At 61.2% G+C, this 13734-nt stretch carries 10 protein-coding genes; 7 read left to right on the top strand and 3 right to left on the bottom strand.

Annotated features, from left to right (window positions below):
- The first annotated feature begins 210 nt into the window (after positions 1 to 210).
- From Pan216_RS17510 to csrA, 7 genes are all read left to right on the top strand, one after another.
- Positions 211 to 1224 (top strand): DUF1559 domain-containing protein, encoded by a 1014-nt coding sequence (locus Pan216_RS17510; RefSeq protein ID WP_145259818.1) that lies wholly within the window; start codon positions 211 to 213, stop codon positions 1222 to 1224.
- Between the two features lie 233 nt (positions 1225 to 1457).
- Positions 1458 to 2465 (top strand): DUF1559 domain-containing protein, encoded by a 1008-nt coding sequence (locus Pan216_RS17515; protein ID WP_145259819.1) that lies wholly within the window; start codon positions 1458 to 1460, stop codon positions 2463 to 2465.
- A gap of 74 nt (positions 2466 to 2539) precedes the next feature.
- Positions 2540 to 2968, top strand: a complete 429-nt coding sequence (locus Pan216_RS17520) for a carboxypeptidase regulatory-like domain-containing protein (protein WP_145259821.1) — start codon at positions 2540 to 2542, stop codon at positions 2966 to 2968.
- Between the two features lie 608 nt (positions 2969 to 3576).
- Entirely contained in the window at positions 3577 to 4920 is a 1344-nt protein-coding gene (gene gcvPA, locus Pan216_RS17525; protein ID WP_419192662.1) for an aminomethyl-transferring glycine dehydrogenase subunit GcvPA, read from the top strand.
- 333 nt (positions 4921 to 5253) lie between these two features.
- Entirely contained in the window at positions 5254 to 6555 is a 1302-nt protein-coding gene (gene eno / locus Pan216_RS17530; protein ID WP_145259823.1) for a phosphopyruvate hydratase, read from the top strand.
- A gap of 686 nt (positions 6556 to 7241) precedes the next feature.
- Positions 7242 to 8084 (top strand): sigma-70 family RNA polymerase sigma factor, encoded by an 843-nt coding sequence (locus tag Pan216_RS17535; RefSeq protein WP_145259825.1) that lies wholly within the window; start codon positions 7242 to 7244, stop codon positions 8082 to 8084.
- Between the two features lie 229 nt (positions 8085 to 8313).
- On the top strand, positions 8314 to 8505 hold the full coding sequence (gene csrA / locus Pan216_RS17540) for a carbon storage regulator CsrA (RefSeq protein ID WP_145259827.1): 192 nt from the start codon (positions 8314 to 8316) through the stop codon (positions 8503 to 8505).
- A 151-nt stretch (positions 8506 to 8656) separates the two neighbouring features.
- Here csrA and Pan216_RS17545 read toward each other — a convergent pair whose 3' ends face one another.
- The 3 genes from Pan216_RS17545 to Pan216_RS17555 all read right to left on the bottom strand — a co-directional run bounded on the left by Pan216_RS17545 (position 8657) and on the right by Pan216_RS17555 (position 13600).
- A complete protein-coding gene (locus Pan216_RS17545) occupies positions 8657 to 9916 on the bottom strand; it encodes a reverse transcriptase family protein (protein ID WP_145259829.1) in 1260 nt (419 codons plus the stop codon).
- A 184-nt stretch (positions 9917 to 10100) separates the two neighbouring features.
- Positions 10101 to 11732, bottom strand: coding sequence for a hypothetical protein (locus Pan216_RS17550; RefSeq protein ID WP_145259831.1), 1632 nt, complete (start codon positions 11730 to 11732; stop codon positions 10101 to 10103).
- On the bottom strand, positions 11729 to 13600 hold the full coding sequence (locus tag Pan216_RS17555; protein ID WP_145259833.1) for a gliding motility protein: 1872 nt from the start codon (positions 13598 to 13600) through the stop codon (positions 11729 to 11731). Before Pan216_RS17555 ends, Pan216_RS17550 begins: the two co-directional genes overlap by 4 nt.
- Positions 13601 to 13734 lie beyond the last annotated feature (134 nt).

A 13734-nucleotide genomic window follows, 5' to 3' on the forward strand; every position in this document is an offset into this window, starting at 1 on the left:
CTCCAAGGAGAACGTTATGGGAGATCGGCGGGACACGGTCGAGGAAAATGGGGGTTTCGGATGGTCGACCATCATCCGACACATCAGCTTCACGCGAACGCACTTGCGAACCCAGAATCTCGACGCTAAGGTGAACAGATGCGGAATCGGGGTCAATTCCGCCACATCGCATCCACATCCGGCGCCACCGCCAGTTCTAGGGAGGGCAGCATGTCTCAAGCACTCCGTCGTCGAGGCTTTACGCTCGTCGAGTTACTCGTTGTCATCGCGATCATTGGTGTGCTCGTCGGCCTGCTCCTGCCAGCGGTCCAGCAAGCCCGCGAAGCCGCTCGCCGGGCACAATGCACCAACAATCTCAAGCAGATTGGCTCGGCAATGCACAACTACCACGATGCTCACGGAGGATTTCCTCCCGGCAACATCGTGAACAGCCACGGCCCCACCGCATGGGTCTTCCTGCTCCCCTACCTCGATCAACTCGCGGCCTACGAACGGTTGAATCTCGACCAGCGAATCGGGTTCTATTTCGGACACCCATTCAGCGAAGTCAACCGACCGGCGATGCACGATCTCGACATTAGCACGCTCATTTGCCCTTCGAGCCCGTTGCCTCGGTTCGGAACCCAGAGCTGCTCCTCGTGCACTACCTATCCAACGTCGAGTCTACTGCGAGGAACGTACGTCCTGCTGAGCGGAGCCGACACGCACCGCACAACCGATAACGACGCCCAGCGAGGCCCCGTCTCCTCGGGCGGTGTCTTCCTGAAGGATTCGATCATCCCAATCAGCAAGATCACCGACGGCACCTCCAAGACCATCATGGTCGCCGAGCAGAGCGACTGGGGTAGATCCAACTCCTCCAACCAAGTTGAAATCCGGCCGTTGGGCGGCTCGGGGAGTTGGATGGGTCAGAGTGTCGTGGGGAATGCCAATGGAGACGGCACCTATCCGACCGGCGGCACCAACAACAACAGTGCCCGGTGCTTTAATTTGACGACGGTTTCCTATCCGATCGGCTTCAAACAACGGATCAACGGATCGACGACGACCGCCGGCACTCGCCCCGGCGACTGCAACACCCCGATTCAATCGATCCATGCGGGTGGCGCGAACGTTCTCTTGGCCGATGGCGCGGTGAGGTTCCTCTCCGACAGCCTCGACTTGAACGCACTGAAGAACCTGGCCAATCGCGACGACGGTAACATCATCGGTAGTCTTGACTGACCCGATACGTCGCTCTGGCGCCCCGAAAGTGGTCGCTGCTCACGACATCATCTCTCCCGCCTCGTTCATCAATTCTTCAACGACACGCCGGGGGACGCTCTGCGAGGAGCGTCCCCCTTCGGCGAATTGCTTGTCATCTCACTGGAGATCACGTAGAGTTTGGACCCAGGGGCCTGGGGACTACGGACGACACTGCCAGCATCCTAGCGGCGATGTGTTCCGAGGAGACGACTATGTCCAGTACCCTTCGCATCCGTGGCTTCACCTTGGTCGAACTGCTCGTGGTGATTGCCATCATCGGGATCCTCGTTTCTCTTCTTCTCCCCGCGGTTCAACAGGCACGAGAAGCCGCGCGACGTGCGCAGTGTACGAGCCATCTCCGGCAAATCGGCGTGGCGACTCACAACTACCACGAAAGTCATCGATGTTTTCCGCCCGGAAACGTCGTCCAAGGACATGGTCCCACCGCATGGGTCTTTCTCCTGCCGTACGTCGATCAGACGGCATCGTATGGCAAGCTCAACTTCGACAAGGTGAGTGGCTTCTGGTTCGGGGGCCCCAACAGCCAGATCAATCAGCCCGTGATGGGAGAGTTGAAGGTGGGGGTCATGCATTGTCCATCAAGCCCGCTCGATCGATCCAACAGGGTCGCGTGCGCGAGCTGCTCGCCTGCATCAGAAACCGAGGTTCAGCTTGGCGACTATGTGCTGGTCAGTGGCGGCATCGGCCATTCGACCACGGACAACGTCGCCTTGCGAGGCCCCGTCTCCTCCGGCGGCATCTTTCTGAAAGATGAAGTGGTCTCCATGAATAAAGTGACCGACGGCACTTCAAAAACATTCATGATTGGTGAGCAAAGCGATTGGGGATACCTGTACGGTACGCGGGTCGACCTCCGTGCCAGCGGACTCAACGGTTCCTGGATGGGCACCTCCCCGGCTGGAAATTCAAATGGCGACAGTACCTATCCGAGAGCTTCCTCTCTCGATGCGCGTTGCTACAACTTGACGACCATTGCCAGTCCCATCGGACTGAAACAATCACTCACCCCCAACGGCAACGGATTGCCGGGATCGCGCGGAGCGGGTGACTGCAACACCCCCATTCAGTCCGTGCATCCCGGCGGGGCGAACCTCCTCTTTGTCGACGGGTCGGTCAAGTTCGTCTCCGAGAGTTTCGACTTGGAGATGTTAAAGAGCCTTGCCAACCGCGATGATGGGAGCATTATCGAGGGGTTTTAGGGACGCGAGATTCTCCGCCCGAGGAAGGTTGTGAAACTCGCCGTTCGCCATTCAGATCAGGGGCCGACTGTTCGATGAAGTTCACTTCCAAGAATTGCTGGGCGGTATTGCTTGGAACGCTCATCCTTTCCCAAGGCTGTGGCGGAGAGAACGGCCCGCCGATGGGCCAAGTGACCGGAAAGGTCTCCTACAACGGTGAGCCGGTTAACGAGGGACTGGTCGTCTTTCAATCCGACGATGGCCGGTTCGCGGCCCAAGCCGAACTGGAAGATGGGGGAAGCTTCCACCTTAAGACCTACCTTGGGGGCGTCCCGGTAGGCTCCTATGGCGTGCTGGTTCAGCCTCCGACCGTGACCTTCCCCGATACACCCGACTCTCCGGGAGGGGAAGGCTTTAAGGAGGTCAAGAACATCCCGCAGAAGTACCGCGACAAGCAGACCAGTGGCTTCAAGGCAAACGTCGCGGCGGGAAGCAATGACTTCGCCTTCGAGATGAAGTCGTAGGTCTTGAGGTGAATTGATCATCAAGAACGTGCAACGGCCCGCCCAGGGGGAGCTGGACGGGCCGTGCGATTCGCTCGTCGCCCATGTGGCCGAGAAGCGCTCATTCTCGCTTCCGAGGAAGCGAGTGGCGAATGACGACCGAGGTCGTCGGGGTGTCACGTCACGGGAGGCTCGCCTACCTGCCCGTGGCCAAGATAGAACGAAATGCCGCGAACGACATTTCGGTCAAATGTGGTAATGGCGCTTCCGTCCTTGGAGATCGCCCGCCCACCGCTAAGGTCAGTTGGGAAACCGGCTCGGCCACGACGTCGATCCTTCTGCCGTCCCGAACACCACTCTCATCGTCTTGTACGCCCACCCCACTCCACCGAATTCACGGGAAACCCCCAAAGCGAGGCAGTCCCCCCAGAACTCCCGCGCCACGACAACCTCGTTTCAACCCGCGCCATCTTCACAATCGTTACCTATAATCCGCTGGGTAAGTGAAGCCGACCAACCGACTCCCGCGCATGCACGCTCCGCGTGCCGAATGTTCGTCTCGGCACTTTCTCGAGTATTGACCGCCTTGCCGACGCTTGGAGCCGACTTCCAGGGAAGGACGAAACGACTTGTACACGCCAAACACCGAACAAGACCAACGCGCCATGCTCGATCGCATCGGCCTCGATTCGGTTGACCAACTCTTCGACTCGATTCCAGACGATATCCGGCTGCGACGTCCACTCGATCTCCCCCCTTCCCTGACGGAAATCGAGCTGACCAGTCACATGACGGAGCTTGGCAAGGCGAACGAGTCGGCCAGCGACAAGACCTGCTTCCTGGGGGCTGGATGCTACGACCACTTCGTGCCCGCGGTGGTCGACACGGTTGCCTCGCGGTCGGAGTACTACACCGCGTACACTCCCTATCAGGCCGAAGCCAGCCAGGGCACGCTTCAAGTCGGCTTCGAGTTCCAAACGCTGATGTGCCAACTGACCGGGATGGCGGTCGCGAACGCGAGCCTCTACGAGGGAGCGACCTCGGTCGTCGAAGCCGTCTTTGTCGCCCTCGCCGGTTCCAGGAACCGGAGCAAGGTCGTCATCTCCGAGACGGTTCATCCTGAGTACCGCCGAACTTTGGCGACGTACGTCGCGAATCTCGACGTCGAGATCGTCACAGTCCCGGCCCTCAACGGATCGACCAACGTCGAGGAGATGAAGGATCAACTCGATGACACGACGGCTTGCTTGGTGGTCCAGAGCCCCAACGTCTTTGGGATCGTCGAACCGATCGAGAAGTTCTGCCAAGCGGCCCACGATGCCGGCGCGGTGGCGATTCAGTCGTTTGACCCGATCTCGCTGGGCATGCTGAAGCGGCCAGGCGATGCCGGCGTCGATATCGCGATCGCCGAAGGGCAAGGATTGGGGACTCCGATGAGCTACGGAGGCCCGTACTTGGGTATCTTCACGTGTCAGGAGCCCTTCCTGCGGCGAATTCCCGGCCGCGTCGTCGGAGAAACCGTCGATCGCGAGGGCAAACGGGCCTTCGTGTTGACGCTCCAAACCCGCGAGCAACACATACGCCGAGAGAAAGCGACGAGCAACATCTGCACGAACCAGGGCCTGCTCGCCCTTCGCGCCGCGACTCACCTCTCGCTGCTAGGACCGCAAGGGCTTCGCGAAGTCGCCGAGTCGTGCTTCCAGAAGGCCCACTACGCCGCGAAGTGCTTGACCGAGGTCCCCGGCATCGAACTTGCCTATCCGGGCCCCTTCTTCAAGGAGTTCGTCCTTCAGTTACCCGACACGGCCGACTCCTATCTGGAACGAATGGACGCGGAGGGTTTCTGGGCCGGCGTTCCCCTTGGGCAATTCGATGCGAAGTGGACCAACCACCTGCTCGTGGCGGTCACCGAGAAGCGGACGAAGCAGGAGATCGACGAGTTCGCGGCCGCCTGGCGCCGCGTTCTCAGCTAACATCGCCAACGATTTCTCGGAGGTGATACAACGTGCCCACTCGGGCAGGACTCCGAACGAGCGGCATTTTCCGCATGCCCACGCGAGCGTGGGCATGCGGAACCCCGACGACCCGCGAACGTGCCGCTACGAATAGGAAACCCGTAGAAGACAGCGGTTGCGTGAGCGATTTGCCGGCTTCGGAAGCCCCAGGTCCGGCGACGCCGAAAGACGCCTACGTTGTCGTTGCCTGTCTTGTTCATTAACATTCTCGCGAGAGCACGACGGATTCATCGCGGTCAGCGATGCTGCCGGGCGACTCGCACCTGGAACCTCAGATCGCAGGAGTTGGCAATGTACCTCGGAATCGAGTCGGTCACCGGCCGACAGATCCTTGATTCACGCGGCAATCCGACCGTGGAAGCGGAAGTTCTCCTCAGCGACGGAAGTACCGGTCGAGCCCCTGTCCCCAGCGGCGCGAGCACCGGTGAGCACGAAGCGGTCGAACTGCGCGACGGCGATAAGAGCGTCTATCTCGGCAAGGGCGTTCTCAAGGCGGTCGAGAACATCAACGACGTGCTCGATCCCGAACTTCAGGGGCTCGACCCGCGCGACCAGCGCGCGCTCGATCAACGCATGATCGAGTTGGACGACACCCCCAACAAGGCCAAGCTCGGTGCCAACGCGATGCTCGCCGTCTCGATGGCCGTCGCTCGTGCCGCGGCCGAGAGCTCCGAACTCCCGCTCTACCGCTACCTGGGCGGAACGAACGCATGCGTCCTGCCCGTGCCGATGATGAACATCCTCAACGGTGGCAAGCACGCCGACAACACCGTCGACTTCCAGGAGTTCATGATCCAGCCCTGGGGCGCCCCCACCTTCCGCGAAGCCCTTCGTTGGGGCACGGAAATCTTCCATTCGCTCAAGAGAGTCCTCAAGGGCAAGGGCTACAACACCGCCGTCGGTGACGAGGGCGGATTCGCTCCCGACTTGAAGTCCAACGACGAGGCCTTCGAGGTGATCGCCACCGCCGTCGAGAAGGCCGGCTACAAGCTCGGCGATCAGGTCTTCTTCGCCCTCGATCCGGCCACCAGCGAGCTTTACAACGAAGCCAAGGAAAAGGGCAAGGAAGGATACTGCTTCTTCAGCAGCGATCCCGACCGGATTGCGTCCAACGAGGAAATGATCGACTACTGGGCGTCGATGTGCGCCAAGTGGCCGATCCGCAGCATCGAGGACGGACTTGCCGAGGACGACTGGGAAGGTTGGGCCAGCCTCACCAAGAAGCTCGGGGAAAATGTCCAACTCGTCGGCGACGATCTTTTCGTCACCAATGTCGAACGCCTTCAAAAGGGACTCGACCAGGACGTCGCCAACTCGATCCTCGTCAAAGTCAACCAGATCGGCACCCTGACCGAGACCTTCGACGCCGTCGGCTTGGCGATGCGGAACCGCTACACCGCGGTCATCTCCCACCGCAGTGGCGAGACCGAGGACGCCACGATCGCCGATATCGCGGTCGCGACCAACGCTGGTCAAATCAAGACCGGCTCGTTGAGCCGTTCCGACCGGATCGCCAAGTACAACCAGTTGCTGCGGATCGAGGAAGAGCTCGGTGACGCGGCGGTCTACGGCGGCCAGTTCTGGAACAAGTAGTTCCCCTCCCCGACCCCTCGGGTCGTGGTGTTCCCGCTCGGCCAAATCCATCGCGCCGGAGAGAGTCGCCTCTCCGGCAATGGGATGGCCGTTGAGCGACCGGCGATCGCCACCTTCGACGCGATCGCGCTGCCGGCGCCGGAGAGAGGGGTCATTCCCAATCTGCGGCCCAGTGTTGTTAGTCGGGTGAATCTGATTCGCGCTGGTGTGCGCGGTAGTTCGGTCATTCGGTTCTTGCGTTGCCCGTCAGCAAGCACGTCGCGACGGTTGCCCTCGGACCGTCAAGTTTCCCTTCCGGTGCTCCGATACCTCTCATTGTGGGTGGGAAACTCTTCGATCCTGAGATGATCGGAGACTCCCGCGAGGGGCGTCGCGTTGCGAACGTTCCTCGATCCCCTCGGTCGAGTCGCTCAGCCCCGGCGCGAGCGGCGAGTCAAGGACCGACAGCGACCGAACGAATCAATGGCTTTCGAGCGGGGGAAATCGAACGGTATCCCAATGAATCACACGCACGGTCATCGTTCCCCGTATAATGGGCGCGGAACGACGGTGTGACGTGGCTCATTGGAGTCGTTCAACCGCAAGGTCTCGAGAGTCGCGGGTTCGTGGTGCTGCCTGGTGAAGGATCGCCTTGGCATCGCTTCGCGTAACTGATGACGGCTCCCCTTGCGACTGCTGGAAGCACCATGGAACGACCGCGACGACGAACAAGCAGCAGCGATAGTGTGCAGTCTCCCTTGGAGACGTACCTTCGCGAAATCAATGCCACTCCTCTCCTGACGGCGCAGGAAGAGAAGGACCTCGCCTATCGGATCGCCAAAGGCGACAATGCCGCCCGCGATCAGATGATCCGAGCCAATCTGCGCCTTGTGGTCAACATTGCCCGGGAATACACCGGCAAAGGCTTGGCCCTTCAGGACCTGATCGAAGAAGGGAATCTCGGTCTACTGCGGGCCGTCGAGGGGTTCGACCCCACGATGAACACCCGTTTTAGCACCTACGCCAGCTACTGGATCAAGCAATCGATCAAGCGGGCCCTGGTCAACACCGCCAAGACGATTCGCATCCCCGCCTACATGGTGGAGTTGCTCGCGAAGTGGCGGCGCACCGCGGCCCGGCTACAGGATCGACTTGGTCGACCGGCGACTCATGAAGAGGTCGCGCGGGCGTTGGAGCTGCCTCCCAAGAAGCTCGGCATCATCAAGAAGGCGATCTTCGTCTGCTCGGCGGCGCCCCAGACCGATCAGTCCGAACAGGGCTGGACGCTCGGCGAGATGCTGATGGACGACCGCACCAAGTCGCCCGATGTCGAGATGATCGAGTCCGACAACCTCAACCACGTCTACCACCTGCTCGACAAAATGGACGAGCGGGAGGCCAAGGTGTTGCGGATGCGGTTCGGTCTCGACGACCAGGAACCTCGGACCCTGAAGGAAATCGGCGAAACCCTCGGCCTGACTCGCGAACGCGTCCGGCAAATCGAGAGTGAAGCTCTGGAAAAGCTGGCCGTCGGCATGGGCGTCGAGTAGCCAGCGCGTCCAAGGTCGTAGGCACCGTAGGGAAGCGGGTTCCTCCGACCTCACTTCAAGTGCAATAGCTCCCACAACGACGGGGAAGTGTCCTCGGATCACCATGACGAACCGGTGGCAACGTCCATTGTTGAGCCGCCTCGGCTCTCGGTGCGCGCTTCCATCGTTGACGACACCGCGTCGCGCGTGCGGCCATGGCGTGCCTCACCGCGAACAGGAGGATGGACCAATGCTCGTACTGACTCGGAAGGTCAATCAGAAGATCATCATCGGCGAGGATATCGTCGTGACCGTGCTGAAGATGGATGGCAAGCGGGTCCGCATCGGAATCGACGCGCCCACCGACGTGCCGATCCATCGCGAAGAGATCGAAGCACGCGCCCATGCGGTTCCGCCCGATAAGGAAGTCGCTTCCTGCTGAAGGCACGTTCGATCGGCTCTCGCGGAGACTTGGCCTTCAACACCGCGAGAGTCCGAGCAAACTCGAACGGGACCCCGTGATCAAACCAAGGGCGTCGGGGCGATCGTTCCTGCCATCATCGGGATCTTGGCACCGCAAGGCCGCGCTCTGTCTAACCCCGATTCGACCAATGGCGTTCGATCGCCCCTGCTTGCGTGGGATTGAGCATCCGCAAGTAAGCGATCTTTCCCCGCAATCGCGCCGCCTTCGATTCTTCGCCATTGGCGGACTGGCGCAACTGATGCGCCATCGCTCGAAGCCGACGACGCTCCTTGCGCGATAACCCCACCCCGTCGTTGACGACCACTCCCGTCACCCGCTGACACGCCCCTCGCTTCATCACTCGCGTCTTCTCCGAGTTCACGCGGAATCCCTCGTCGTGAACGATCCGCTGAACCGACTTGCGAAGCCGTTCGACCGCGCCGACGTCATTTCCCGAGAACGTCAAATCATCCGCGTAGCGCGTATAGGCGAACTCGAGCGACCGCGCCAGTCCCGCGAGTCGTCGATCGAGCTTCAGCAGGATCGCGTTGCAAATCCCTGGACTCGTCGGAGCTCCCTGAACGCAATACCGCGACGTCACCGGAACGAAGTAGCGTTCCCCGTCAATCTCGACCGGTTGGCGTTCCGCTTCCGTCATTAGGACCGCCATCGAGGTCGCCACCGGATAGCCGTAGCCCAGTGAGATCAAATAGCCGCGCACCCGGCCAACGTGGACCGATGGGAAGAAGTCCTTGAGATCGAACTTGACCACCACCGTCTTTCGGACGTGGGGCTCGGCGTTGGTCTTGACCGATCGCCCTTCCCGAAAGCCGTGGGCATGCTCGCTGACGGGAAGGTGGCGGACCAAGTCGTCGACGAGCTTTCGCTGAAGCTCTTTCAGTCGGCGTTTGGGCGCCATGATGATCCGCTCGCCGCCGTTTCGCTTCGGACGCGCGTAGGAGACGTAGTGGCAAAACCGCTCGCGCTCGCGGTGCAACGCGTAGAAGGTAAGTTGTTTGAGCGTCAGCCCCAGTGCTCGGGCGAGATCCTCCTCGGTGCGCCAGGGAGGAAGTCCGTAGCGAGCGAGTTGCTCCTCGTCGGGAAGCAAGTCGCGAATCTTCCGATCGCACGTGCGCATCGTGTCGGAAAAGAGCCGATCGGCTTCCTCCTTGCTCAAATAGCGCTTCCGGCTTCCCCAGAAGGTGTGCTGACGCCGCTTGGGCAACAGGCGGCCATCGCGTAGGGCTCGTCGGCGATGGTGCTCCTTGAACGGGTCACCACTAAGATCGACCACCTCCTGAACAACATCCTCATCGCCGGTATCGAGCCGGGAGACGTTGCGACGCGGAGCGAACCCGAGGAGTCGCCAAATCCAGCTAAAGAAACCCATCGTCTGCCATTGATCGAGAAGTGAGAAAGGAAGATCCGGCCCTCGAACCAATCACTTGCGAGGCTCTGGACTCGTGGCTTCCCACGTTACGTACGTGGGATCCGCGGCGTTGTGAAGAGACCCAATACTCCCCCACGGCGAAACACCGTAGGATCACGGCTAATTGCGCTGCCCAAGGGCCGGATCACTCATCGTTGTCCTCGATTTCCTCCTCGTCGTCAAGCGACTCGTCTTCCTCTTCGTCCTGCCCTCTACGCGAGGAGGTCAGACGCGAACCTTTTGCCTCGGCGTCGGAGATGGGACGAGAGGTCTTGTCGTCCTTGCGCGAGTCGCGCGTCGCCACGTCGAGCGCGACCATGTGCTCGCATGGTCCCTTGTTGAGCAGGTTCTCTCGAAAAAAGGGACAGAGGCACTGTCCAAAGATGATCCGGCCGTGATCGTTGAGCACGATGCTCACCGAATGGACGTCGCCGACTTTCCCCTTGGCTTCCCAGTCGCGGTGGATTACCTCCTTGTTGACATTGCCGCGGCGGGGATCGTGGAACCGTTTCACCTTCCGCGTCTCGTTGGCCTCGACGCTCGCGACGTCGACTTGGCTTTCGAGGATGAACTTCCGCGCTCGTTCGATGCGCGGATCGGGAGGGAAGAGCTTCTCCTCGTCGATCGGATGTTCAAAGAGTTCCCGATGGCGGTAGGTTCGCGTTTGGACGTCGTAGATCGTTCGTCCGAGCCGACAGAGGCGTTGCAAGCACGCTGATGCGACCTCGTTCGACTGATCGGTTCGCGCGGCCACCTCCTCCACCGAAAGGACGAACTCCTGCCGGAGAAGGTCGTTCACTCGCGTACTCAGCGCCTCGTCGGCCGTCGTCGCGTCCCCGGTCAGGTCGAAAGTGCTTGCCCCCGTCCAAGTCTGGTCGGTCCACCCGGAGAGCCCAAGCAGGAAGGTCATCCCCGGCATCTTCACCGCATAGAAGCTCGGCAGCGCTCGGCCCTTGAGGTAGATCTCCACTTCATCCGCGAAGGGCAAAAGGGGCTCGAGGAGCCGTAGTCGCCGGCGCCCCCAAGTCCGGATGACCCGCGACTCGGTGTAGTGATGTTCCGCCCCCTTCAGTGGAATGACCTCTTCCCAGGGCTCCAGCACGATGCAAGCCTCTTGGTCCGGCTCGAACTCGTAGCGCAGCGCCCGCGGCGCGACCTTCGCCTTGGTGTGTTGCAGGAAGCGGATCGCGGCCAAAAGATCGACCGGCCGACCCCGGACCCTCGTGCCCGGCAACGCCATCGCCCCCTGAAGCTGCAAGAAGCCTCGGACCCAGTCTTCCGGTAGGTCGACCTTGTGTTCGAAACGACCTCCCGCTCGCACCGTCTGAAGTTCGAAACCTTCCGCCCCGACGCGAAACCAGGTCTCCCGACTGGAGCGCATCTCGCCGAGGGCGCCCCAAAGCCAGGCGGTGAAGTCGATGTTCGTCGTCCCGGTCTGAACCTCTCCCTCGGTTTCGAAGAGCGACCGATCGACGATGAGCATCCCGTAAACACTCTTGTCGTTGCTGAAGGCCTCGAAGAAGATCCGGTCGGGATGGACGGTGATGACCGGATCGAGAACCATCGACGAGTAGTCGCCATCACCGAGCCAGGTGTCGTCTGACCAGACCAGCGCTCCAAGGGCCCGGAGCGAGAACCTAAGTAGCGAGACATGCTTGGTCACGCGACCGTGAAAGCGAACCGGACGTCGCGCGTTGGTCGACATGCCGAGCGTGGCTTGGTCGCGCGTCGACTCGAAGACGCTGGGAGAGGCGTAGTCGAACAAGACGGGAATCATGACGCCGCTCCAAAGATAACCGGCCGCTCTCCGGCCCCACGCAATTCGGGCCAGTCGTGGAGGATCTGTCCGATCAAGCCGACGAGGCGTTCCTTCGGATAGTGCTTGTCGGGAAGATCGAGGGCTTCGCGTGCCCGCTGGAGCACCCGCCGAGCGTTCTCCGGCGAGTTCGCCGCGTTGCGCAGCGCCGCGAATGCCGGCAATCGCGTCCGCCGACGCAGGGTCCGCAACAGCGTGCCCAGCAGGAGTTCGAGGTTCTCGCCCGCGATCGCCTTGGCCCGAGGATCATCCCGTCCGAGCGCCCGGTAGGCGAAGGCTTGCACGTGGATGTCGGCCGCCTCGACCAGGTCGCTCATCGCTCGGGCATCGTCTAGGTAGTCGCCGGCGGCGCGTTCGAAGAGCAGCCGCGCGAGCCGACTCTTCTCGATCAGGGCGTCATAGGACCAGATTGAATACGAGGGCAGATGGTTCAAGACCGCCGCAGCCCGCCGAGCGAAGTCCTTCTTCTCCTCGCGAAGTCGCTCGTAGTAATCGGAAAGTCGCTCGAGCGCCCGGTCGACTCCCTTGCCAAACCACGCTCGGGTCACGTAGCGACTGGCGAGGAAATCGATGAGTTCCTCCTCCTCGTGATCGAGCAGCCGTTCGAGCAAGCCATCGAAGGCGGCGTTCCAACCAACCTGCAAGTGAAGTCGAAAGGGACCACGCAACAGTTCGGGAAAGCGGTCGTAGATCGCGCAAGCCGTCGTGTCGTCGAGTTGATGGACCTGCGCCAGCCCAAGTCCGGGAAAATTCCACTCCCTGGCAACGCCGACCAACGCGAGGAGCCGCTGTTGGATTTCGGCCTCGGCCATGACGTGATCCTGGAGTAGCCGCCGCACCTCCTTGTTGAACTCGTCAGGTTTGGCACAAACCCGAATCAGAGCGGCCCAGAGATCGATCCAATCGCGGGCCTTGGCGAGTTTGAGCAGTTCGGCATAGCCCGGTCGTCCCCACACCCAGGGCGACCAAATGGTCTTCAGTCGCGGAATGACGTAGGGAAAGGATTCCCGCCCCCGCTTCAGGACGATCTGATGAACCGTCTTGCCGAGATCGAGTCCCCAGCCTTCGGGATGGCGTTTGCTCAGTTCCTCGACCAAATCCTCGGGGACATGAACGGTGTCGCAGAGGCGGAGCACATCCTCCGTCCACCGCTTCGCACTGACCTGACGCCGATAGAGTTGGAAGGCGAGATCGTCGTCGCCCCTCGATTTGGCCAGCTCGGCGAACTGCTCCCATAGGACTCGGCGCTCGCTCCCCCAAGCCCACGTCGAGGCGAGATGCCGCGAGATGAAAGCGCGCGAGGCTTCCGAATCGATCTCGTAGAGTTCCATCGCCGCGGACTCATCCAGCCCGAACCAGATGTCGAACTTCGCCAGCACCACCGCTCGCTCCGCTCTCGTCCTGGCCCGACCATAGCGGCGAAGTAGCTCCGTTTGAATCTGACCGTGATCGATTCCCCAGCCGACACGGCGTTCGAGCTTCCACGCGATCAGACGCCGGAAGAGCTCAACGTCATCCTCGTCGTCGACCCGCCCGAGCCACGCATCGAGCGACTCGGCCACGCTCCCCTTCCAACGAACGCGGCGCCAGTTCCAACGATGATCAATGAGAAACGTCGCGAAATGCCGCAGGATGAACGGCCGGAAACGGACCCGATCGCGTTCATAGAGGTTCGGCCCCCAAATCCAGGTCAGCCCGTTGAACGCCGGCTCCTCCACGAGAGAGTCGAGCTTCTCCTTGAGTTCGTCGACATCGAGCGGCGCCGCGAGCAAGTTGCGAACATCGCGTTCGACCTCCCTCGGTTTTCTCGGTCGCTTTGGATCGGCCATCTCTTCCCAACCATCGCTGCCCGTTCGTTTCGCCTCGGGGTAGTATTTCTCAGTTCGCCGACAATTGCCACCGCGATGGCGGTATTCCGCGGTGGAGTCTCGCTCCTCAAGCGAGTATCGTCAAAGCCAACGAA

This window comes from Kolteria novifilia (assembly GCA_007748055.1).
Classification (GTDB): Bacteria; Planctomycetota; Planctomycetia; order Kolteriales; family Kolteriaceae; genus Kolteria; species Kolteria novifilia.